The organism is Paracoccus sp. PAR01, assembly GCF_014851995.1.
Classification (GTDB): domain Bacteria; phylum Pseudomonadota; class Alphaproteobacteria; order Rhodobacterales; family Rhodobacteraceae; genus Paracoccus; species Paracoccus litorisediminis.
In genome coordinates this window covers 110719-132046 of sequence record NZ_JACVAW010000009.1, presented here as the reverse complement: position 1 = coordinate 132046, position 21328 = coordinate 110719, and the positions used below count along the sequence as shown (strand labels likewise).

General features: G+C 63.9%; 22 protein-coding genes. 12 read left to right on the top strand and 10 right to left on the bottom strand.

The genetic code is table 11. The annotated features are described in order from the left end of the window. Nucleotides 1-40: 40 nt before the first annotated feature. The 6 genes from IB235_RS15035 to IB235_RS15010 form a co-directional block, all read right to left on the bottom strand. Nucleotides 41-385, bottom strand: a complete 345-nt coding sequence (locus IB235_RS15035; protein WP_155039076.1) for a hypothetical protein — start codon at nucleotides 383-385, stop codon at nucleotides 41-43. Nucleotides 386-571: 186 nt separating this feature from the next. Next, nucleotides 572-928 carry a hypothetical protein gene (locus IB235_RS15030; RefSeq protein WP_192337384.1) on the bottom strand — a complete coding sequence of 119 codons (357 nt, stop codon included), beginning with the start codon at nucleotides 926-928 and terminating at the stop codon, nucleotides 572-574. A 245-nt stretch (nucleotides 929-1173) separates the two neighbouring features. Beyond that, a complete protein-coding gene (gene rpsO, locus IB235_RS15025) occupies nucleotides 1174-1443 on the bottom strand; it encodes a 30S ribosomal protein S15 (RefSeq protein WP_155039078.1) in 270 nt (89 codons plus the stop codon). Between the two features lie 143 nt (nucleotides 1444-1586). After that, on the bottom strand, nucleotides 1587-2468 hold the full coding sequence (locus IB235_RS15020) for a calcium-binding protein (protein WP_192337383.1): 882 nt from the start codon (nucleotides 2466-2468) through the stop codon (nucleotides 1587-1589). A gap of 100 nt (nucleotides 2469-2568) precedes the next feature. Then, nucleotides 2569-3222 (bottom strand): YggS family pyridoxal phosphate-dependent enzyme, encoded by a 654-nt coding sequence (locus IB235_RS15015; protein WP_192337382.1) that lies wholly within the window; start codon nucleotides 3220-3222, stop codon nucleotides 2569-2571. 69 nt (nucleotides 3223-3291) lie between these two features. Continuing rightward, nucleotides 3292-4356, bottom strand: coding sequence for a porin (locus IB235_RS15010; protein ID WP_192337381.1), 1065 nt, complete (start codon nucleotides 4354-4356; stop codon nucleotides 3292-3294). 371 nt (nucleotides 4357-4727) lie between these two features. Between IB235_RS15010 and IB235_RS15005 the strand changes: the two genes are divergently transcribed. The 10 genes from IB235_RS15005 to IB235_RS14960 all read left to right on the top strand — a co-directional run bounded on the left by IB235_RS15005 (nucleotide 4728) and on the right by IB235_RS14960 (nucleotide 15725). After that, on the top strand, nucleotides 4728-5183 hold the full coding sequence (locus IB235_RS15005; protein WP_155039082.1) for a DUF3576 domain-containing protein: 456 nt from the start codon (nucleotides 4728-4730) through the stop codon (nucleotides 5181-5183). Between the two features lie 66 nt (nucleotides 5184-5249). Next, a complete protein-coding gene (gene leuS / locus IB235_RS15000; RefSeq protein WP_192337380.1) occupies nucleotides 5250-7787 on the top strand; it encodes a leucine--tRNA ligase in 2538 nt (845 codons plus the stop codon). Beyond that, entirely contained in the window at nucleotides 7774-8259 is a 486-nt protein-coding gene (lptE, locus tag IB235_RS14995) for an LPS assembly lipoprotein LptE (RefSeq protein WP_155039084.1), read from the top strand. Before leuS ends, lptE begins: the two co-directional genes overlap by 14 nt. Next, entirely contained in the window at nucleotides 8256-9284 is a 1029-nt protein-coding gene (gene holA, locus IB235_RS14990) for a DNA polymerase III subunit delta (RefSeq protein ID WP_192337379.1), read from the top strand. The genes lptE and holA overlap by 4 nt, the downstream gene beginning before the upstream one ends. After that, entirely contained in the window at nucleotides 9281-10489 is a 1209-nt protein-coding gene (locus tag IB235_RS14985; RefSeq protein WP_370576901.1) for a TIGR03862 family flavoprotein, read from the top strand. Before holA ends, IB235_RS14985 begins: the two co-directional genes overlap by 4 nt. Nucleotides 10490-10541: 52 nt before the next feature. Continuing rightward, entirely contained in the window at nucleotides 10542-11786 is a 1245-nt protein-coding gene (locus IB235_RS14980; RefSeq protein WP_155039086.1) for an MFS transporter, read from the top strand. A gap of 8 nt (nucleotides 11787-11794) precedes the next feature. Continuing rightward, the gene (locus IB235_RS14975; RefSeq protein ID WP_192337377.1) at nucleotides 11795-12994 is read left to right on the top strand and encodes an MFS transporter; all 1200 of its coding nucleotides are present in this window, start codon (nucleotides 11795-11797) and stop codon (nucleotides 12992-12994) included. Continuing rightward, nucleotides 12981-14012 (top strand): glycosyltransferase family 4 protein, encoded by a 1032-nt coding sequence (locus IB235_RS14970; RefSeq protein ID WP_192337376.1) that lies wholly within the window; start codon nucleotides 12981-12983, stop codon nucleotides 14010-14012. The genes IB235_RS14975 and IB235_RS14970 overlap by 14 nt, the downstream gene beginning before the upstream one ends. After that, on the top strand, nucleotides 14009-14626 hold the full coding sequence (locus IB235_RS14965) for a glycosyltransferase family 29 protein (RefSeq protein ID WP_192337375.1): 618 nt from the start codon (nucleotides 14009-14011) through the stop codon (nucleotides 14624-14626). The genes IB235_RS14970 and IB235_RS14965 overlap by 4 nt, the downstream gene beginning before the upstream one ends. A 76-nt stretch (nucleotides 14627-14702) precedes the next feature. After that, nucleotides 14703-15725, top strand: coding sequence for an aspartate-semialdehyde dehydrogenase (locus tag IB235_RS14960; protein WP_192337374.1), 1023 nt, complete (start codon nucleotides 14703-14705; stop codon nucleotides 15723-15725). A gap of 71 nt (nucleotides 15726-15796) precedes the next feature. Here IB235_RS14960 and IB235_RS14955 read toward each other — a convergent pair whose 3' ends face one another. The 3 genes from IB235_RS14955 to IB235_RS14945 form a co-directional block, all read right to left on the bottom strand. Next, nucleotides 15797-16456 carry a 5'-methylthioadenosine/S-adenosylhomocysteine nucleosidase gene (locus tag IB235_RS14955; protein ID WP_192337373.1) on the bottom strand — a complete coding sequence of 220 codons (660 nt, stop codon included), beginning with the start codon at nucleotides 16454-16456 and terminating at the stop codon, nucleotides 15797-15799. Between the two features lie 67 nt (nucleotides 16457-16523). Beyond that, entirely contained in the window at nucleotides 16524-18110 is a 1587-nt protein-coding gene (locus IB235_RS14950; RefSeq protein WP_192337372.1) for a PAS-domain containing protein, read from the bottom strand. A 66-nt stretch (nucleotides 18111-18176) separates the two neighbouring features. Next, the gene (locus tag IB235_RS14945) at nucleotides 18177-19520 is read right to left on the bottom strand and encodes an ActS/PrrB/RegB family redox-sensitive histidine kinase (protein WP_192337371.1); all 1344 of its coding nucleotides are present in this window, start codon (nucleotides 19518-19520) and stop codon (nucleotides 18177-18179) included. 149 nt (nucleotides 19521-19669) lie between these two features. Here IB235_RS14945 and IB235_RS14940 point away from each other — a divergent pair, with 149 nt between their 5' ends. Beyond that, nucleotides 19670-20221 carry an ActR/PrrA/RegA family redox response regulator transcription factor gene (locus IB235_RS14940; protein WP_155039092.1) on the top strand — a complete coding sequence of 184 codons (552 nt, stop codon included), beginning with the start codon at nucleotides 19670-19672 and terminating at the stop codon, nucleotides 20219-20221. A gap of 99 nt (nucleotides 20222-20320) precedes the next feature. Then, complete coding sequence (locus IB235_RS14935) at nucleotides 20321-20629, top strand: H-NS family nucleoid-associated regulatory protein (RefSeq protein ID WP_155039093.1); 309 nt, start codon at nucleotides 20321-20323, stop codon at nucleotides 20627-20629. A 38-nt stretch (nucleotides 20630-20667) separates the two neighbouring features. On the opposite strand, the gene IB235_RS14930 is transcribed toward IB235_RS14935, so the two are convergent. Further along, nucleotides 20668-21273 (bottom strand): YfbR-like 5'-deoxynucleotidase, encoded by a 606-nt coding sequence (locus IB235_RS14930; protein WP_155039094.1) that lies wholly within the window; start codon nucleotides 21271-21273, stop codon nucleotides 20668-20670. Nucleotides 21274-21328 lie beyond the last annotated feature (55 nt).

Genomic DNA, 21328 nt, shown 5'->3' with positions numbered 1-21328 from the left:
AACCTGCCCGGAGGCGCTCGGGAATCACCCTTTGGGCGAGTCAGTTGCAGTCGGGATACTTGTAGCGGTCGGCCTCGGTGACATCGACCGGGCAGCCTGCCCCGGCACCCGTCTTGGGCCGCATCCGCATGCCGCAATCAGACGGCTTCACGATATCCACGGATTTGAAGCGCCCCTGCGAGACGGGCATATGCACGCAGATCCCCTCGCCGGCGCTCCACCAATAGCTGCCTTTGACATTCGCGAAGCCGCGCTGGTTCAGGCCACCTTCAGCCTGCCCCGAACGCGCCCCGACAAAGTCTTCCAGTTCCGGCGGAGGATGCGCCAGCGCCGGGCTGGCAAACATGACAAGGACAAGCGCGAGGCGGGTGGGGGCGATCAGCAATTGGCAATCCTTTCCTGCAGACAAATGACGCGTGAAAGAAGCTTCTGCCGCAAGGTTCCGATCCGGACCGGGACAGAGCGGTCGCCTGATGCGGGCATCTTGCCCTAACCCGGCAACCGCATTCCGGTTCCGCCGCCGCGCAACTTCGCCATTGGGAACCCGCGACCGACGCCGCGGGTCCGCATCTTAGCGCCCAGCCATCGAGCGGCCGCAAAAGCCTTCCGCCGCCGCGCCCGCGCCGACCCTGCACACCTTGACCGGCGTCGCTATGGCCCGCATCGCCATGCCGCAGACAGTGGGTCTTGCCCTGACCAGCGGCGGTGCCCCGCTGCCGGGGGTCGAGGCATAGACGCAGTCTTTCTCAGCCGCGTTCCACCAATACTGACCCCTGACATTGTCATAGCCATATTCGGGCAGGACCTCGGAGGCGGGCTCGACGCCGTTCCCGATGATTTTCGCCGCCAGTTCCAGATTGGTCTGCGCAATGACAGGCAATGCGACAGCACCCGCCAGAATGGCGGTCCCAACGATCATGAATTTCATCTAGTGATCCTTTCGTGACGGCAACCGCAGTGCCGATCAACATTGACGAGGATCCAGCCCCTCTATCCGCGCCCAGATCCTACCAGAAATGGGCGATTCCAAATATCGGGTTTCAACCTGCGGAACCTGACCCTTAAGGCAGGATTCCGGAGTACGCGCCATGTAGGGCTAGCACCTAGCATCGGCGCAAAGAAAAACGCCCGCAGCTTTCGCCACGGGCGCCGATCAATGCGACTGATCTACGATCAGCGGCGCAGACCCAGCTTGCCGATCAGGTCGGTGTAGCGGGCTTCGTCCTTGCGCTTCAGGTAGTCCAGCAGCTTGCGGCGCTGTGCGACCATCATCAGCAGACCACGACGCGAGTGGTTGTCTTTCTTGTGGGTCTTGAAGTGCTCGGTCAGGGTCGCGATACGCGACGACAGGATCGCAACCTGAACCTCGGGCGAACCGGTGTCGCCTTTCTTGGTCGCGAATTCGGTCATCACGCGGTTCTTTTCCTCGACGGTGATCGACATCGGGGTCTCCTTTTCGGATCAAAGGGTTATGGCACAGGCCGGGATGTCGTCCAGCTCAGGCCCGTGGAGAATTCCGGCAGGATTCGCCTGACCGGATGCGGGCGTATAGGCGAAATCCCTGCAAAAGAAAAGGAATTTGTGCCTCAGGCATTCGGAGCGCGGGTCAGCACGATGTCGCGCAGGTCCAGCCCTTCGCCATTCAACACGCGTCCCACTGCCTGACCATCGATGCGGATCAGGGCCGAGCCGTCGTCGCCCCGTTCCAGCGTGACGGTCGGCACGTGCTGTTCGGCCCCGTGCCAGCGCAGTTCAATGATATCTTCGGCAGGATTGTAATCCCCGATGACCGGGGAGGTCTGGCCCGGTTCCTGCAGCACAAACAGATCGCGCCCTGCCCCACCTTCCGCAAAATCTCCGGCATGGGCTTGCAAGCTGTCATCACCCTCACCTCCATGCAACCACGCAGCGTCCTCTTCAGGCGAACCGATCAGCAGATCGTTGCCGTCGCCCCCATCCAGATCGTCCAGCCCGCGACCCGCAACCAGCGTGTCATTGCCCGAATTGCCCGAGAGCCAATCGTCCCCAGCCCCGACGGTCAGGCTGTCATCGCCCTCACCCCCGAACAATGTGTCATTGCCCCCGCGCCCCAGCAGCGTGTCATCGCCGCCCTGCCCGGCCAGTTGATCGTCCCCTGACCCGCCATCCAGCAGATCATCCCCACCAATGCCATAGTCGCCGTCGCCGTAGATCCAGTCGGTTCCGTCGCCACCGCGCAGCGTGTCATCACCCAGATCACCATGCAGATCGTCATTCCCGGCCCCGCCTTCCAACAGGTCGTCGCCATCCTCTCCGGCCAGCCAGTCCGAGCCGGAACTGCCCTCGACCTCCAGCCCTTCGGGTTCGTCAGGATCAGGCCTATCGATTGGATTTTCGGCACCGTCGTCCTTGGGACCGCGCGACGCGCCGGTGCCGTCAATGGCAAGCCCCATGACCAGAAGCCCCAAAAGGCTGCCAAGGATGAACATCTGAATACCCACAACAATCGTCAAACTATGAACGAAAGGTTAATCCCGTGACGGGATTCGCGCACGGGATTTGACGATTCTGGGTTAACCGGTGTTGGCCTTAGCCGTAGTCGCGCGCGCCAAAAATGGCACTGCCCACGCGAACATGCGTCGCGCCCTCGGCGATAGCGGATTCGAAATCCGCGCTCATCCCCATCGACAAGCCGGTCAGCCCGTTACGCGCGGCGATCTCGCGCAGATGGCGGAAATGCGGGGTCGAGGGTTCATCCTCGGGCGGGATGCACATCAGCCCAGCAACCTGCAGGTCCAAAGATCGGCACGAGGCGATGAACTCATCCGCGTCGTCGGGCAGAATCCCGGCCTTTTGCGGCTCGGCACCGGTATTGACCTGTACGAAAAGCTGCGGGCAAGCCCCGTGCGCCTGTACCTGCCGTGCCAGTTTCTGCGCCAGCGAAGGTCGGTCCAGCGTGTGGATCGCGTCGAAAAGCTCCAGTGCCAGCTTCAACTTATTGGTCTGAAGCGGGCCGATCATATGCAGTTCGACCCCCGGATAGGCCTCGCGCCAGGCGGGCCACTTTCCGGCGCTTTCCTGCACGTAATTCTCGCCAAAGACCCGATGTCCGGCCTGCAAGACCGCCTCGACCCGGTCGCCGGGCTGCACCTTGCTGACGGCAATCAGCCGGACCGTGCCCTGCGGACGTCCGGCGGCGGTTTCGGCCGCGTGAACGCGGCTTTTGATCTGTTCCAGTCCCATATGGGGAGAATCCCAAAACAAAAGAGCGGGCACAAGGCCCGCTCTTTCTTAATTCCGTATCCCGAAGGATCAGAACTTGAAGCGAACACCCATGTCCGCGACGGTGTCGTTCAGCCAGTCGCTGTCAACGATACCGCCCGACAGGGTGGCGCCGCCGCCCAGATCGTAGTCGGCGCCAACACCGAAGGTGTCGAAGTCACGGTCGTCGAGGCCAGCAGCATCGCCAATGTCGGTGGTGCGGACTTCGTCACGACGGTAGAAACCAGCAACGCGGATCGCGTCTTGCTGCCACTCGAGGCCCAGGCCCCAGGTTTTGCTCAGCTGGTAGTTGTCGGAGGTCAGGGTCAGGTCGTCAACGAAGTTGCCGGTCGCGTCGTCGCCGCCGAAGCTGATCGAGTCGCGATCGCTATAGTCAGCGTAGATGGCCGAAACGGCGATGTTGTTGAACGTCGCTTTACCGCCCAGAGTGACCTCTTTGGCGTCGCCGTCTTTGGCGTAGCCCAGACCAACGGTGAAGTTTTCGGCTTCGTAGTTGGCGCCCAGCGACCAAGCGGTGTCATCCGACGACACAGTCGCGCAGTCGACCAGCTCACCGGTAACCGGATCGTAGGTGCACTCGATGTTGTCGTTGGCGCCGGTGGTGGTGAACCACTTACGGTCGCTGCCATCCGAGGCCGAGGCAAACAGCGAGATGTTGTTGATGGTGTACTGGTACAGGATGTTCGGGCCCTGATCCAGGTTCGCACCGTCGCCGGTCAGGTACGAGATCTCTTCCAGGTCGCCAGCGAAGCCGCCTTGGGTGTAGCCGATTTCCGGCAGGTCGCCGATCGCGGCTTCCGAAGCCGAGACCACGTCGCCCATTTCGAGCTTGCCGTAGGTGCCCGAAACATAGACCGAGCCTGCGGTGCCCTGATTGCCGTTGGCCGAGTTGTCGGCACGGATCGAGCCGCCGAAGGACAGGCCAGCATCGCTCTCGCCGGTCATGGTGAAGATGGCACGGATACGGCTCGAGAACTGAGCGTCGTTACCGTCATAGATCACACCCATCCGGCCGGTACCGGTGACCGCAACCTCAGCGGCGGCGACACCAGCGGTCATCACCAGCGCGGTGGTGGCGAAAAGAACCTTTTTCATGGTTTTCCCTCTTGTCTCTCTCGTGTGCCCCAGCTGTTTGCCAACTTGGGGTATGGCAGTTGTCTCGCGCTTTCATCCTAGTATTGCAACGAATTCGGACCGGCCCTTCCTGATTAGCAAGTGTTGTGATGCATCAGCGCCACACCGGCTATGCAACCCCTGCAATCGTGGGTGTTTCGCGCCTGCAGCACGCACAATCCGCAGATTTTCACCCCCAGTCCTTCAGGTCATGCCCCGCTCATTGGGAAGCCGTTATCACTCAACCGCAGGAATCGCTGACAAAGGCGACTCGGCCACGCGGGAAGCGCTATCTTGTCGCTAGCCCCGGATTTGCGCTATGGCTCGCATTCAGGACGATCGGGGGATGACTGATGACCAGATGCGCCGCACGGCTGACCGCCGCCTTGCTTCTTACGGCGGGGCTTGCCGCATGTTCCGGCTCGGGCAGCAATACCGCCCAAAGCCAGCCGGCCGAGCGGGAATCGACGCTTTGGGACCTGTTCTCGAACCGGCGCAACGCCAATGACACGGTGGCGGTGAACCGCTATCTGTGGAACGCCAGCCTTGAAGTGCTGAACTTCCTGCCGATCCAGTCGATCGATCCCTTCACCGGCATGATCGTCACCGGCTATGGCACGCCCCCCGGCGGCGGACGCAGCTATCGCGCGACGATCAAGGTCAGCGACCCCTCGCTGGACGCCCGCGCATTGAAGGTCTCGCTGCAGGGTCCGGGCGGTAGCGCCGTGGCACCCGACACCGTTCGCGCGGTCGAGGACGCCATCCTGACCCGCGCCCGTCAGATGCGCGTCCGCGACGGCAAGCTCTGACCCCGCTGGACCTGCGGCGCGGCAACGGATAATACCCTGCGGGCATTCTGACGCCCGGAGGTTCCCATGCCCTATGATCCCGCAATCAGCGAAACCCGCTGGCAAGAGGCGTGGGACCAGGCCGACACGTTCCGCGCCATCCGGGACGAGCGGCCCAAATACTACGTCCTCGAGATGTTCCCCTATCCCTCGGGGCGCATCCATATGGGGCATGTGCGCAACTACACGATGGGCGACGTGGTCGCGCGCTTCAAACGGGCGCAGGGCTTCAGCGTGCTGCATCCGATGGGCTGGGACGCCTTCGGCATGCCAGCGGAAAACGCCGCGATGGAGCAGGGCGGTCACCCCCGCGACTGGACCTATGCCAATATCGCCACCATGCGCGAGCAACTGAAACCGCTGGGCCTGTCCATCGACTGGAGCCGCGAATTCGCCACCTGCGACGATTCCTACGTCCACCAGCAGCAATCGATGTTCCTCGACTTCCTGGAAGCCGGGCTGATCTATCGCAAATCGGCGATGGTGAACTGGGACCCGGTCGACATGACGGTTCTGGCCAACGAACAGGTCGAGGACGGTCGCGGCTGGCGCTCGGGCGCGCTGGTTGAGCGGCGCGAGCTGACGCAATGGTTCTTCCGCATCTCGGATTATTCCGATGAGCTGCTGTCCGCCTTGGACAATCTGAACGGCTGGCCTGAAAAGGTCCGGCTGATGCAGCAGAACTGGATCGGCAAGTCGCGCGGGCTGCAATTCCGCTTTGACATCGTGAACCCGCCGCAGGGTTTCGACGCGATCGAGGTTTATACGACCCGTCCCGACACGCTGATGGGCGCGAGCTTCGCCGCGCTGTCGCCCGATCACCCGCTGATCAAGGCGCTCGCCGAGACCCGCCCCGAGATCGCCGAGTTCTGTGCCGAATGCCGCCGCATCGGCACCACCGAGGAAGCCATCGAAACCGCGCCGAAGCTGGGCTTCGACACCGGGCTGACCGTGCGTCATCCGCTTGATCCGACTTGGGAATTGCCGATCTGGATCGCGAATTTCGTGTTGATGGATTACGGCACCGGCGCGATCTTCGGCTCGCCCGCCCATGACGAACGCGACCATGAGTTCGCCACCAAATACGGTCTACCGATCCGCGCGACCTTCGGCCCGAAAGGCGCGACGCTTGAGGAAGCCGACGCGCTGATCGCCGAGGCCCCCTATGTGCCGCTGAAATCGGACGCCGTGACCTATGTGCGTGGCTTCTCGGGTGCCGCCGATCAGACTGGCGAAGCCGCGGTCGATGCCGCCATCCAGCACGCCGAAGCGGCGGGCTATGGCGAGGGGGTCACCAAGTTCCGCCTGCGCGACTGGGGCATCTCGCGGCAGCGCTATTGGGGCTGCCCGATCCCGGTCGTCCATTGCGATGACTGCGGCACGGTCCCCGAGAAGAAGGAAAACCTGCCGGTGCTGCTGCCGCAGGACGTCACCTTCGACGTGCCCGGCAACCCGCTGGACCGCCACCCGACTTGGCGCAACACCGCCTGCCCGGTCTGCGGCAAGGCAGCACGCCGTGAAACCGACACGATGGACACGTTCGTCGATTCGTCCTGGTATTACGCGCGCTTCACCGCGCCGCATGCCGAAACGCCGACCAGCCGCGCCGACGCGGATTACTGGATGAATATCGACCAGTATATCGGCGGCATCGAACACGCGATCCTGCACCTGCTGTATTCGCGCTTCTTCGCCCGCGCGATGGTCAAGACCGGCCACCTGCCGGAAAGCGCCAAGGAGCCCTTCGACGCGCTGTTCACGCAGGGCATGGTCACGCATGAGATCTACCTGACCCGCGACGAGCGCGGTCGTCCGGTCTATCACCTGCCCGAATCCGTCACTGACGGAAAGCTGGCGGACGGGACTGCGGTCGAGATCATCCCCTCGGCCAAGATGTCGAAATCCAAGAAGAACGTCGTCGACCCGGTCAATATCGTCGAAAGCTTCGGCGCTGATACCGCGCGCTGGTTCATGCTGTCCGACAGCCCGCCCGAACGTGACGTGGAATGGACCGCCGCCGGGGCCGAGGCTTCGAACAAGTTCCTGTCGCGCGTCTGGCGTCTGGCCGACGAGATCCCCGAGGGTGAGACTGATGCCGACCTGACGCGCGCCGCCCATCGCGCCATCGCCGACGTGACCAAGGCGATCGAGGGCTTTGCCTTCAACAAGGCCGTGGCCAAGCTTTACGAACTGGCCAATGCCATCGGCAAATCCAAGGCCGGGGGCGAGGGCCGCCGCGACGCGATCCGCATCCTTGCGCAACTGCTGGCGCCGATGGTGCCGCACCTTGCCGAAGAACTCTGGTCGAAAGCGGGCGGGCAGGGCATGGTGGTCGATGCCGCCTGGCCCAAGGCGGACCCGGCGATGCTGGTCTCGGACAGTGTGGTGCTGCCCATCCAGATCAACGGCAAGCGTCGGGCGGAAATCGAGGTGCCCAAGGACATGCCCAAGGAACAGATCGAGGCCATCGTTCTGGCCGACGAGACCGTCCAGCGCTTCATGGAAGGCGCGGCACCGAAAAAGCTGATCGTCGTGCCGGGGCGCATCGTCAATGTCGTGGTCTAGGCGCGGACTGCTTGTCAGCGTGCTGGCGCTTGCCGCCTGCGGCTTTTCCCCGGTCTATGGGCCGGGGGGCACGGGCAGCAAGCTGTTCGGCAAGGTCCGCACCGCCGACCCCAAGACCCCGGACGATTTCACCTTTGCCGGTCGGATCGCCGAACGGATGGGGCCGGACAGCGCCGCCACCTATGAGCTGAAGTGGCAACTGCGCATCGCGGTCGTGCCGCAGGCGATCACGCCCGACGAGATCACCACCCGCTATGCCCTGAACGGCAGCGCTGAATACCTGCTGACCAATATCCAGACGGGCCATGCGGTCAGCCGGGGGCAGGTCAGCAGCTTTACCTCGTATTCGACCACCGGCACGACCATCGCCACCATGGCGGCGGAACAGGACGCGCATGAGCGGCTGGCACGGTTGCTGGCCGATCAGGTGGTGACGCGGCTGCTGGCCATCGATCCCGCGACGGTCGAATGATCCTGAAAGGGGCCGAGATTGCCCGCTACCTATCGCGGCCCGATCCGACGCGCCCGGCGCTGCTGATCTATGGTCAGGACGCGATGCGCGTCGCCCTGAAACGGGCCGAGGCGGTCAAGGCGCTGGTGGGCGATCACGCAGAAGAGGAAATGCGCCTGACGCGTCTGCCCGGCGCGGATCTGCGCAAGGACCCGGCGGCATTGCTGGATGCGGTCAAGGCAGTGGGCTTTTTCCCCGGTCCGCGGGTTGTGCTGGTCGATGACGCGCCCGATGCCTCGGCACCCGCCATTGCGGCGGCGATCGCGGAATGGAAGACGGGCGATGCCGCGATCGTGGTCGCGGCGGGCGGGCTGTCCAAGGGCTCGGCCCTGCGCAAGCTGTTCGAGCCTCATCCTTCGGCGGTAACCGCGCCGATCTATGACGATCCCCCCGGAGAAGAAGAAATCACCCGCTGGCTGCGCGAGGCCGGCCTGCCCGACGTGCCCCGCGACGCGATGCGCGATCTGGTGGCGCTCAGCCGTGCGCTGGACCCCGGCGATTTCCGCCAGACGGTGCAGAAGATCGCTCTGTACAAGCTGGGTGACGACAGCCCGCTGAACCCTTCCGAGATCGCGCTTCTGGCCCCGGCCACCATCGAAGCCGAGGTTGACGACCTGATCGATTGCGTGGCCGAACGCCGCGCCAAGGAATTCGGCGCGCTGATGCGGCGGATCGAAGGGCAGGGGATTCTGCCGGTGACGCTGTGCATTGCCGCCCTGCGTCATTTCCGGGCGCTGCATGCGGCATCCTCGGACCCCAGTGGACCTGCGGCGGGAATCGGGCGGCTGCGCCCCCCTGTCTTTGGCCCGCGCCGCGACCGGATGATCCGGCAGGCACAGGACTGGGGCATGCGTGCGCTTGAGGATGCCATCCATCAGCTGATCGACACCGATCTGACGCTGCGCTCAGCCTCGAAGGCGCCGGCCATGGCGGTGATGGAGCGGACATTGCTGCGGCTGTGCATGATGCCTCGGGGCAGCCGGTGAGCGGTCCTGAGGCGGTCGAGGCGCTGATCATCGGTGCCGGGCCCGCAGGCCTGATGGCCGCCGAGGTGCTGGCCGGGCAGGGGATTGGGGTGGTCATCGCCGAGGCCATGCCCACACCGGCGCGGAAATTCCTGATGGCCGGGAAATCCGGGCTGAACCTGACCAAGGACGAGGATCTCGAATCCTTTGCTGCGCGGTTTTCTGGGGCTCTGCCCCAGACCCCGGGATATTTAGGCAAGAAAGAATTCGGGCCGACCGAGGTCATGGGCTGGGCCCGGGGGTTAGGGATTGAGCTGTTTTCCGGCTCGACCGGGCGGGTGTTTCCGATCGGAATGAAGGGATCGCCGCTGTTGCGGGCTTGGCTGACGCGGTTGGCCGGACTGGGCGTCGAGATGCGGACCCGCTGGCGTTGGACCGGGTTCGAGGGCGAGGATTGGCGCTTTGAAACCGCCGATGGCGTCAGGCTGCTGCGCCCGCAAGCGGTGGTGCTGGGTCTGGGTGGGGCAAGCTGGCCGCGGCTGGGATCTGACGCGGCATGGATCCCGTGGCTGGCTGAACGCGGCGTGCAGATCGCGCCCTTCCGCCCGGCCAATATGGGGTTTCACGTGAATTGGTCGGCGGCAATGGACCGGCATTTCGGGCAGGCGGTCAAGGGCGTCGCTCTGACCGCCGGAACACTTTCCAGCCGGGGCGAATGGGTGGTGACCGCCAAGGGGATCGAGGGCGGCGGCGTCTATGAGGTCTGCGCGGCCATCCGTGATGGGGCGACAGCGCAGGTCGATCTGGCACCGGACGTGACGGTCGCTGAACTGGCCCGGAAATTTGCCCAAGCTCCTACGAAGCTGTCGGTCGGCAACCGGCTGCGGCGTGTGCTTGGCGATCCGCTGCGGGCAGCGCTGCTGATGGAATGGGGGCGGCCACTGCCTTCTGATCCCGCGGCACTGGCAGAATTGGCCAAGACCCTGCCGATGCGCCATGACGGCGCAATGGGGCTGGAGCGAGCGATATCCTCGGCCGGGGGAATCATGGCCGAGAGCCTTACCGACGAACTGGAACTGAGCGGCCTGCCCGGCGTCTTTGCCGCGGGCGAAATGCTGGACTGGGAAGCGCCCACCGGAGGTTATCTGCTGACCGGCTGTCTGGCCTCGGGACGGCTGGCCGGGCAGGGGGCCGCGACGCGGCTTAGGGGTGCCGTCAGGCATTGACCTTGCCCCCGGTCGGGCGCAGGAATTGCGTCTGCCATACAAGGAACCGGCCATGCCCAACGCCCCCCGCGCCTCGCTGTTCACGCCGGTCCTGATCGGCGGCTCGCTTATCCTGCTGATCAACTTCGCCCTGCGCGCGAGCTTCGGCGTCTTTCAGATCCCAATCGCGCAGGAGTTTGGTTGGCCACGGGCCGAGTTCAGTCTGGCCATCGCCATCCAGAACCTTGCCTGGGGCATCGGCCAACCGATTTTTGGCGCGCTGGGGGAACGTTTCGGCGACCGCTGGTCGATCATCATCGGCGCGTTCCTGTATTCGGCGGGGCTGATCCTGTCCTCGCAGGCGACGGACCCGGCGACCATGCAGATGCTTGAGGTGATGGTCGGCTTTGGCATCGCCGGAACCGGATTCGGGGTCATCCTTGCGGTCATCGGTCGTGCCTCCAGCGATGAAAACCGCAGCCTTTCGCTGGGCATCGCCACCGCCGCAGGTTCCGCTGGTCAGGTCTTTGGCGCGCCCTTGGCCGAGGGGCTGCTGGCCTTTTACCCGTGGCAGACGGTCTTCGTGATCTTCGGCGTCACCGTACTGGCCTGTCTGTTCTTTCTGCCAATGCTGGGCGACAGCAAGCCCGCCTCGCGTCACGAGCTTGAGGAAAGCATGGGAACCGTGTTGAAGCGCGCCTTCACCGACCCGTCCTATCTGATGATCTTTGCCGGGTTCTTTTCCTGCGGCTATCAGCTGGCCTTCATCACTGCGCATTTCCCGGCGATGATCACCGAGATGTGCAGCGCCATCGCACCGGGCGGGACGCTGGCCAGCCTTGGCATCACCACGACATCGGCGCTGGGGGCGGTGGCGATTTCGGTGATCGGGATGGCCAATATCGGCGGCGCGATCTTTGCGGGCTGGCTGGGCAGCCGCTACAGCCGCAAATACCTGCTGGCGGGCATCTATACCCTGCGCACCATCGCGGCAGCGGCCTTTATCCTGATGCCGATCACGCCCACCAGCGTCATCATCTTCTCGCTGGTGATGGGGGCGCTGTGGCTAGCGACGGTGCCGCTGACCTCGGGGCTGGTCGCCTATATCTACGGGCTGCGCTACATGGGCACGCTTTACGGCTTCGTCTTTCTCAGCCACCAGCTGGGCTCATTCCTTGGGGTCTGGCTGGGCGGGCGGATGTATGACGCCTATGGCGATTACACGCTGGTCTGGTGGGTCGGCGTCGGTGTCGGAGCGTTCAGCGCGCTGATCCACCTGCCCGTGCGAGAGGCTCCCGCCCGGCTTGCAACGGCCTGATTGCCGCCATGCGCTGGATCATGTCGCCGGGACTTCTGTCCCTTGTGCTGGGCTATACGCTCAGCCAGTTCTACCGCGCGTTTCTGGCCGTGCTGGCGCCCCGGCTGCAGGCCGAGCTGGGGGCGGGTCCCGAGGATCTCGCGCTGTCATCAGGGCTTTGGTATATCGCCTTCGCCGCGGTGCAGCTGCCGGTCGGCTGGGCGCTGGACCGTTTCGGCCCGCGCGAGACCGTGGCCGCGCTGCTGGGCTTTGGCGGGGCAGGTGGGGCGCTGGTCTTTGCCTTGGCAACTGCGCCCTGGCATATCCATGTCGCCATGGCGCTGCTGGGGATCGGCTGTGCGCCGGTGATGATGGGCAGCTTCTACATTTTTGCCCGCATCCTTCCCCCTGCCTCAATGAGCGCGGCGGGCGGGGCCGTTGTGGGCCTTGGATCGCTGGGCAATATGCTGGGCGCGGCGCCGCTGGTCTGGACCGTCGGCCAGCTGGGCTGGCGCGAAACGCTGGTCGCGCTGGCCGTCGTCACGCTGGCCGTCGCACTAACGGTCTTTGCCTGCGTCAAAAATCCCGCCCACCCCGAGGGCAAGCTGGCCCCCGCCCGACTGCGCGACTTGCTGGCAGTGCGCGAGCTGCGTCTGATCCTGCCGCTTCTGGGCGTCACCTATGCCGCCTCGGCCTGTATCCGCGGGCTGTGGGCCGGGCCCTATCTGGCGCAGGTCTTTGGTGCCAGCGACCGGCTGATCGGCTGGGTGACGCTGGGCATGGGCCTTGCCATGGTCACGGCGAATCTGGCCGTGGGCCGGATCGTGCGCATCTTTGGTTCGGACAAGCGGACCTCGATCGCCAACACCCTGCTGCTGTGCCTGGTCCTAGGGACGCTGGCGCTGGCTCCGGGGGCAAGCCTGCCGCTTTCGGCAATGCTGTTGGTCATGGTCTGCATCTCGGACAGTTCATATTCGCTGATCATGTCGCATGGCCGCGTCTTCATCCCACAGCATCTGGTGGGGCGGGGCATCACCTTCCTCAACATGATCTCGATCTCGGGGGTGGGGGTCATGCAGTTCCTGTCGCGCCCGGTCTATCTGGCCGCATCCGGGGCGCATCCACCGGCGGCGGCATACGGTTACATTTTCCTGTTCTTCCTGATACCTCTGGCGATCGGATTGGTTTTCTATCTGTTCAGTCCCGAGGATCGCCATGCAGGATATTGACGTTGTCGCCCCCAATCTGAAGCGCCGCTTGTCCGGCGTGACCGCGACCGTGGTCCGGCTGATCCCGGTTCAGTCCAGGATGATCGGCATCGTCACCACCGGGCCGGGTCTGCCGCCCGAGCTGCCGCATATCCCGCTGACCCGCGCCGCCACCCTGCCGCGCGACCGATGGCGGGTCTGGCATGCACGCCGCAATACCGAAATGGCGCTGGGGCTGATCCTGCGCCACGTCCTGCGGCGGCGCTATCGGCTGCTGTTCACCTCGGCGGCGCAGCGCGCCCATACCGGCTTCACCCGTTGGCTGATCCGCCAGCAGGATGCGCTGATCGCGACCTCGCCGCAGGCCGCCAGCTATCTGGAACGCCCGGCGACGGTGATCCTGCATGGCGTCGATCTGAGCATCTTTCACCCCTCGCCCGACCGCGAGGCGTTGCGGGCACAGCTGGGTTTCGCCCCGGGTGACATCGTCATCGGCTGCTTCGGCCGCATCCGCGCGCAAAAGGGCGTGGACCTGCTGGTTGAGGCAGCCTTGCGCCTGTTCCCGTCGCGTCCGCGCGCAAAGCTGATCTTCACCGGCCGCGTCACCGCCGATAACCAGAAGTTCACCGACGATCTGCTGGCCCGGATCAAGGCCGCAGGCCTGTCCGACCGTATCCGCTTTCTTGGCGAGGTCCCGTGGGAGCAGGTGGTCCAGAACTATCAGGCCATCGACCTGTTCGCCGCGCCCGCCCGCTGGGAGGGATTCGGCCTGACCCCGCTCGAAGCCATGGCCTGCGGCGTGCCCAGCGTCGGTGCCCGCGTCGGCGCCTTCGAGACCCTGATCCGCGACGGCGAAACCGGCAGCCTTGTCCCCCGCGACGACGCCGATGCCCTGACCGAAGCCTTGGCGCATTGGCTGGACGACGACGCGGCGCGGTCGGCGGCGGGGCAGGCAGCCCGCGCCCATGTGCAGGCCAACCACGCCATCGAGGGCGAGGCCCGCGCCATTGTCGAGGTCTATCGAAAGCTGCTGGCGTGAACCGGCTGGGCTTTCTGGTGGCGCGGACTCTGCGGGACGAGACCGCCTTGCAGCCGCTTTCCGTACCCCAACCGGCGTTGCTGGCGGACCTGAGCGGCAAGCATGTCGCCCTGATCGGCAATGCCCGCGCGCTGGCCGAAAGCCACCACGGCGCGGCGATCGACGCCGCCGACCGGGTGGTGCGGATCAATCTTGCGCCCATGACAAGCCCCACAAGCCATGGCACGCGCACCGACTGGCTGGCACTGGCGGTGCGGCTAGGGACCGCAGACCGTACCCGCATCGCGCCGGGCCGCATCCTGTGGATGTCGCACAAGCGCAAGCGGCTGGATTGGCGAACCGCGACCAGCCCCGGCTTCTACCTGCATCCGCTGGACGATTTCGCGGCGCTGAAGGCCCGGCTGGGTGCGCCGCCGACCACGGGGGCAATGATGATCGACCTGATCGCGCGGTCGGACATGGCCTCGCTAAGCCTTTATGGCTTTGATTTCTTTGCCTCGCTGTCGCTTTCCGGCAATCGTACCGCTGGCAAAGTGCCACATGATTTCGTCAAAGAGGCGGATTTTGTGGCAAATCTGCTAAAAAATGACAAACGTATCCGTCATATTCGCTGATTAGCCCACGGAAACCGCTTCCTTTTTTCCGCTGCGTGACCTATATCGCAGCGTCTTTACATGAGGAGACCCCCAGATGGGCTACAAGGTCGTTGTCGCCGGCGCCACGGGGAACGTGGGCCGTGAAATGCTGAACATTCTCGCCGAGCGCGAGTTCCCTGCCGATGAGGTTGTTGCTCTGGCTTCGCGCCGGAGCATTGGCACTGAGGTCAGCTTTGGCGACAAGACACTTAAATGCAAGGACATCGAGGGTTTCGATTTCACTGGCTACGACATCGCGCTGTTCGCGATCGGCTCGGAAGCCACCAAGACCTATGCGCCGATCGCCGCCTCGCAGGGCTGCGTGGTCATCGATAACTCGTCCCTCTACCGCTATGACCCGGCGATCCCGCTGGTCGTGCCGGAAGTGAACCCGGATGCGGTCGAGGAATACCGCAACAAGATGATCATCGCGAACCCCAACTGCTCGACCGCGCAGATGGTGGTGGCACTCAAGCCGCTGCATGACCGCGCCCGCATCAAGCGCGTCGTCGTCTCGACCTACCAGTCGGTTTCCGGCGCGGGCAAGGACGGCATGGACGAGCTGTGGAACCAGACCAAGGGCATGTATGTCCCCGGTCAGGAAGTGGCCCCCAAGAAGTTCCAGAAACAGATCGCCTTCAACGTGATCCCGCAAATCGACGTCTTCCTGGACAGTGGCGACACCAAGGAAGAATGGAAGATGGCGGCCGAGACGAAAAAGATCATGGACCCGTCGATCAAGGTCACCGCGACCTGCGTGCGCGTCCCGGTCTTTGTCGGCCACTCGGAATCCGTGAACATCGAGTTCGAGGACTTCCTGGACGAGGACGAGGCACGCGACATCCTGCGCGAGGCACCGGGCGTGCTGGTCATCGACAAGCGTGAGCCGGGCGGCTACACGACCCCGGTCGAATGCGTCGGCGATTTCGCCACTTTCGTGTCGCGCATCCGTCAGGACGTGACGGTTGAGAACGGCCTGAACCTGTGGTGCGTCTCGGACAACCTGCGCAAGGGCGCGGCCCTGAACGCCGTTCAGATCGCCGAACTGCTGGGCAATCGCTGCCTGAAAAAAGGCTGAGGCCTGCTTTGATCGATTTCAGGGGCGCCCGTCGGGGCGCCCTTTTTCGTGTCGAAACCCGTTGCGGAGTATCAGTCGCGGCGGATCAGATCGTCCAACCTGCCGCTTTCCAGCTCGATGGCCAGCAGATCGACGGCATCAGCCAGTTTTTCGTCGATCACATGCAGATATTGCGTCCAGTCCTTCAGATGGGAAAGCTCCTCCGCACCATCGGAAATGCCGCGAAGGCCGATCAGTGGCAGGCCGAAACGCTGACACGCCCGCAGAATGGCGAATGTCTCCATATCGACCATCTCGGCGGCAATGCCGTCATATCCCGGACCGCTGACAATGCTGCCTCCCGTCGCCAGGCTGGCCTTGGGCAGACCCGGCAAGGGACAAGGCATTTCGATCCGCGCCGGCAGGTCCAGAAACGGTGTCACCCCCTTGGCAAAGCCAAGGGCCGAGGCATCCATGTCGCGATATTCGACCGCGGCAACCTGATAGACCTCTGCCTGCGCCAACAGGCGCGACCCGGCCGAGCCCAGCGACACGACCAGATCCGGCAGCCCGCCCTGTGCCCGTAGCCCTGCCAGAACCGAGGCCAGAACGACACCGGCCTCGACCGGTCCGACCCCGGTCATCAGGGGCGTGATCCGCTGCTGCAGCTCAGGACCGTATTCAGCCTGCGCCGCCATCACGAACAGCACATTCCGGTCCCCGATCCGGTCGTATTTACCCAAGTCCTGCATTCCCGTCCCGTCGATCATTTGGCGTCAGGGAACTACAGCTGATCGCGACGGGCAAGCCCTGCGCGGCTTAAGCTTGCTGCGCGACAGATTGTTCGGGCGAATCGCCCGGCAGGTCGGCGCTTCCCTGACCTGTTTGCTGTCGAACCGGATGATCGACCGATGCCAGATCGACCATCGCCTGAAAGCGCAAAAGGGTGCGGCCGCCCGAAAGCGACCGCAGGCTCCATGACAGAAGCCCGCCCGTCGGTCCGGCAATTGCCCCGTTGCGAGCCGGATCAGAGGCGGGTTGCGCAAAGGCCTGCCGCAACGCCGCCAAACCCGGACTGTCGCCGCAGGCAGCAGTCCAATGGGCGAACTGGTCCTCAAGCGTGCCGCGGGGCGGCGTGTTCCAGATCGTCGCATAGCGGCGGTTTGACAGGATCAGCTCTCCGTTCACCGCAAAAACGGCGATGGCATCGTCGAGCGCATCCAGCACATCCGCACCCAGCGAGAGATCGGCCCGGAACTTGCGGGTCAGCGAAATCTCTGAGGTGATGTCTTCAAGAAGGAAGGCAATCGCGCCATCGGGATGCGGGCGGCCAGTGACGCGATAGGTCTGGCCACCGGGCAGCGACCATGTCTCGACATGCCGTCCCGAGGAGGCCGCCGCCTCTAGCGAGTTCATCTGTTCACGCCAGCTGCGATAATCCTTGGGCTCGGGGACCATCCGCGCCTCGCGCAGACGGTCGAGAAAGGCAAAGAGGGTAGGTCGCGCGGTCAGGAATCCCGTCGCCAGTCCGGTCAGGTCGATCAACGCTGGGTTGAATAACTGCAGCTTCCGGTCACGGTCAAAGATCGCAAGCCCGATGGGCAGATCGGCAAAGGTCTTGGTCAGGGTCTGGACAAATTCGCGCAGGCTGCGCTCGGCCCGGACGGCGGCATCGGCGGGCAGGGCCATGGCGACGGTCTGATCGGCGACGTCATGGATATGACAATCATACCAGCGACCGTGCTGATCGTTTCGAACCTGCATCCGGCGCGCTACCTGGACCGTGCCCTGTGCCGGTAAGGTCGCGGCGGGCAGGTCGATCAGCCGTGGCAGCGGCCATTGGGTTTCACCGTCCGAAACCTCTTCGACCATCTGCAGATAAGCGGAATTGGCCCATGTCACATGCCCCTGCCCATCCTGCCGCCAAGCCAGCATCGGCGAATGATCGATAGTGCTGCGCAGGATCTGCAATTCATGCTCCATCGCGGCAAAGGACAGCGAATCCACCACGATTCCGGCATTCGCTGCGGTCGGATCGGCCAGCGTCAGGCGCAGATGCCCGGACCCGAGATCCTCGGCCAGCAGGCGAAACCCGTTATCCCCCGTCAACTCCAACCGAGGCGGGCGGGCTTCGCGGTCAAGCCCCGTTTCCTGCGGCAGACGAGAAGCGAGCCAGCCCATGACGCGTTGCCAGTCGCTATCCCCCGGCATGACCGACAGCAGCAGCCGTGCGGGCGATGTCGCATCGACCAGCACCCGATCGCGGAACAGAAAGACGATCGGCTCCACATCCCGTTCCAGCCGAGCCTGCTCTGGCCGCCGCCTTTTGGTTCCGACCGCAAGCAGCCGAAACAGCACAACGGCGGCCAGAGCCGCCGCGAAAGCGATCGGGAATTGCGCAAGCATCGGTCCGCCCCGGCATAGCTACAAACATTCACAACTATAACGAGAAAAATAAACGAAGAGTTAACGCTATTCGGAAATATGCGGATTCTGTCCCAAGGCCCCTCGATCATTCTTGGCCTCGATCACTTCACGCGGCCAAGTGACCGTCACCTGCGCGCCGCGTTGGCGGTTGCCAAAGCGCACCGCCGCCCCGGACCGCTCCAGCAGGGTCTTGGCGATGAACAGGCCTAGCCCCATGCCCTCATAGCTGCGCCCGTCCTCGGAGCGGGGGCGGGTGGTCAGGAAAGGGCTGCCCAGACGCGGCAGGATCGCCAAGGGAAAGCCCGGACCGTCATCGGCGATACGCAGCCTGATTTCACGCCGGTCTGCCTTGGCCTCAATCAGCACCTCGACCGAGGCGAAATCGACCGCGTTCTGGATCAGGTTGCGCAGGCCGTGGATCAACGCGGCATCGCGCTGGATACTGGGGTGATCGCCGGTGATCTCGATGCGGATGCGGATACCACGGTCGCGATGCGGGCCTGCGGCCTCTTCCAGAACCTGCCGCAAGGGCGCGCTGCGGATCAGCAGATCGTCGCGCCCGGCACTGCCCATCGAGCGCAGGATCGCCCCGCAGCGGTCGGCGGATTGGCGCAACAACTCCATATCCTCGGCCAGATCATCGCGGTCGGGCAGGGCCTCGCCGATCTCATCGGCCAACTCGGAACTGACCAGTTTGATCGTCGCCAGCGGTGTGCCCATCTCATGCGCGGCAGCGGCGACGACGCCGCCCAGATGTTGCAGCCGCTGCTCGCGTTCCAGCGCCATGCGCGCGGCAAACAGCGCGTCCGATGTCGCGGTGATCTCGGCGGTGACGGTCCGGGCATAAAGCGCAAAGAACAGCGCGCCGATGATGATGGCAAACCAGCTTCCCACGAGCAGCGGATCGCTGAGCACCGCAATACCGTTATCCGAGAACGTCATTGGCCGCGCGAACCACGCCGTCATCGAGACCATGATGAAGGTGGCGATCCCCAGTGCCATCAGTTGCCGTCCGGGCAGCGCCGTTGCCGCCACCGTCACCGGGGCCAGCAGCAGCAGCGCGAAGGGATTGGACAGCCCGCCGGTCAGCGACAGCAGCGCCGCGATCTGGGCAAGGTCGAATCCCAGCTGCCAAGCGGCCTCCAGCGCCGAGATGCGCCTGTCGGGCCGCAGCATCATCGCAAGGTTGAGGATCATCGCCAGACCCAGCACCACCATCACCGGACCCAGGCTCAGATGCGCGCCGATCAGAAGCGCCACGCCCACGGCGACGGTCTGGCCGCAGATGGCCACCCAGCGCAGCAGGATCAGCGTTCTCAGTCGGATCGGCTCGGGACCGGGCTGGCCGGGCAGCAGGTCGAAGCGCCGCGAAACGAGGCCAATAAGCACCTGTTCCCTCCTTGATCGGAAATCACCGATTGATACGCAGGGACGGGCGGGCAATCAATGCAGTGTGAACTGCGGCAAATCGAGTCGGTTTGACCCGAGGGTCATTTCCGCCTAGAAGCCACCGGGTATTTTTTCAGGGGTAACTGACCATGGCCGAAAGCCGGAATATCGGACCCGATGCCAGCCTTCTTCTGGTTGATGACGACGAAATCTTTCTGAACCGCCTGGCCCGAGCCATGGAAAAGCGCGGCTTCAGCGTCACGCGCGCCTCGTCTATTGCAGATGCAAAAGCAATCGTCGCGGATAAGCCTCCGGCCTATGCGGTGGTCGATCTGCGGCTTGAGGATGGCAATGGGCTGGATGTGGTCGATGCCCTGCGCGAAGCACGCGCCGATGCCCGCATTATCGTGCTGACCGGATATGGCGCCATTGCCACGGCAGTCGCCGCCGTCAAAATGGGTGCGACCGACTATCTTTCGAAACCCGCGGATGCCGAAGAGGTGACGCGCGCCCTTCTGTCCAGCGATTCAGAAATGTTGCCACCGCCGCCCGAATCCCCGATGTCCGCGGATCGCGTGCGCTGGGAACATATCCAGCGCGTCTATGAACAATGCGACCGCAATGTCAGTGAAACTGCGCGGCGCCTGCATATGCACCGCAGAACCTTGCAGCGAATATTGGCAAAGCGCAGCCCTAAGTAGTATTTCACGAAATTGTGCAACCTGTACTTATAGCCATATCACTTTTGAGCATGTCTGCTTATATGGTGGATAAGATTTAAATACGCTTAGGAAATGAAAATGGAACTTGATCTGGACCAAATGTCCCTTCGCGAGCTGCGCGACCTGCGCAACAAGGTCGAAAAATCCATTTCGACTTTTGAGGACCGTCGCAAGCGCGAAGCTCTGGCCGCTGTGGAAAATGCCGCTCGGGAATTCGGTTTCACCTTTGCTGATCTGGCCGATGTGAAACCCGCACGTGGCAAGGTTGCCGCGAAATATGCCGACCCCGCCAATCCGGACGCCACCTGGACCGGTCGTGGCCGCAAGCCGCGCTGGGTTGTCGAGGCGCTGGATGCCGGCAAATCCATGGCCGATCTGGAAATCTGATTTCCCAAACCCCGCCCTTCCGGCGGGGTTTTCATTTTTCACCGACGATCGATTTCCGAAATCAGTATTTCGAACTGTGCCAGATAGGCATTGCGGGTCTCGATCGGCGGACGCAGCCGGATTTCCAATCCCTCCAGCAATTCCTCGGCCGGAACCGGGAATAGCCGGTCGGCCTCGGCTTGCGAAAAGCCCGCGATCTGCACGGCCTCCAGCCATGCCGACACCCGATCCGCGCTTTTGATCGCCGCCTTGACGGTCTTGGGCAATTGCGCGGGCAATCCGAAGCGCAGGTGAATGGCGGCGGTCAACCGTGCGTCCATTTCGCCATATTCCTGACCAAGCGCGGCTTTGACCGGGGAAATCATGTCCCCGATCACATATTCAGGGGCGTCGTGCAAAAGCGCCGCCAGATGCCAGCGCGGATCGCAATCGGGTTGGGCACGGCGATGGATTTCCTCGACCAGCAGAGAATGCTCGGCCACCGAATAGGCCCAGTCGCCGCGAGTCTGGCCATTCCAGCGCGCGACGAATGCCAAACCATGCGCAATATCCGAAATCTCGATATCGACAGGGGTCGGGTCCAGCAGATCCAGCCTGCGGCCCGAAAGCATCCGCTGCCATGCGCGTTGCGCGCGTTTCGCCATGACTTTCCCCTGCTGATGAATATGAAAAGGCCCGCGCATTGCCGGGAACGCGCGG

Coding starts and splice junctions, on each gene's coding strand:
- IB235_RS14955 (WP_192337373.1), bottom strand. CDS start 16,456: ATGCAGGACTTGGGTAAATACGACCGGATCGGGGACCGGAATGTGCTG.
- IB235_RS14930 (WP_155039094.1), bottom strand. CDS start 21,273: ATGGCGAAACGCGCGCAACGCGCATGGCAGCGGATGCTTTCGGGCCGC.
- IB235_RS15005 (WP_155039082.1), top strand. CDS start 4,728: ATGACCAGATGCGCCGCACGGCTGACCGCCGCCTTGCTTCTTACGGCG.
- leuS (WP_192337380.1), top strand. CDS start 5,250: ATGCCCTATGATCCCGCAATCAGCGAAACCCGCTGGCAAGAGGCGTGG.
- IB235_RS15030 (WP_192337384.1), bottom strand. CDS start 928: ATGAAATTCATGATCGTTGGGACCGCCATTCTGGCGGGTGCTGTCGCA.
- rpsO (WP_155039078.1), bottom strand. CDS start 1,443: ATGTCGATCACCGTCGAGGAAAAGAACCGCGTGATGACCGAATTCGCG.
- IB235_RS14960 (WP_192337374.1), top strand. CDS start 14,703: ATGGGCTACAAGGTCGTTGTCGCCGGCGCCACGGGGAACGTGGGCCGT.
- lptE (WP_155039084.1), top strand. CDS start 7,774: ATGTCGTGGTCTAGGCGCGGACTGCTTGTCAGCGTGCTGGCGCTTGCC.
- holA (WP_192337379.1), top strand. CDS start 8,256: ATGATCCTGAAAGGGGCCGAGATTGCCCGCTACCTATCGCGGCCCGAT.
- IB235_RS14975 (WP_192337377.1), top strand. CDS start 11,795: ATGCGCTGGATCATGTCGCCGGGACTTCTGTCCCTTGTGCTGGGCTAT.
- IB235_RS15020 (WP_192337383.1), bottom strand. CDS start 2,468: ATGTTCATCCTTGGCAGCCTTTTGGGGCTTCTGGTCATGGGGCTTGCC.
- IB235_RS14970 (WP_192337376.1), top strand. CDS start 12,981: ATGCAGGATATTGACGTTGTCGCCCCCAATCTGAAGCGCCGCTTGTCC.
- IB235_RS14940 (WP_155039092.1), top strand. CDS start 19,670: ATGGCCGAAAGCCGGAATATCGGACCCGATGCCAGCCTTCTTCTGGTT.
- IB235_RS15010 (WP_192337381.1), bottom strand. CDS start 4,356: ATGAAAAAGGTTCTTTTCGCCACCACCGCGCTGGTGATGACCGCTGGT.
- IB235_RS14935 (WP_155039093.1), top strand. CDS start 20,321: ATGGAACTTGATCTGGACCAAATGTCCCTTCGCGAGCTGCGCGACCTG.
- IB235_RS14950 (WP_192337372.1), bottom strand. CDS start 18,110: ATGCTTGCGCAATTCCCGATCGCTTTCGCGGCGGCTCTGGCCGCCGTT.
- IB235_RS14980 (WP_155039086.1), top strand. CDS start 10,542: ATGCCCAACGCCCCCCGCGCCTCGCTGTTCACGCCGGTCCTGATCGGC.
- IB235_RS15015 (WP_192337382.1), bottom strand. CDS start 3,222: ATGGGACTGGAACAGATCAAAAGCCGCGTTCACGCGGCCGAAACCGCC.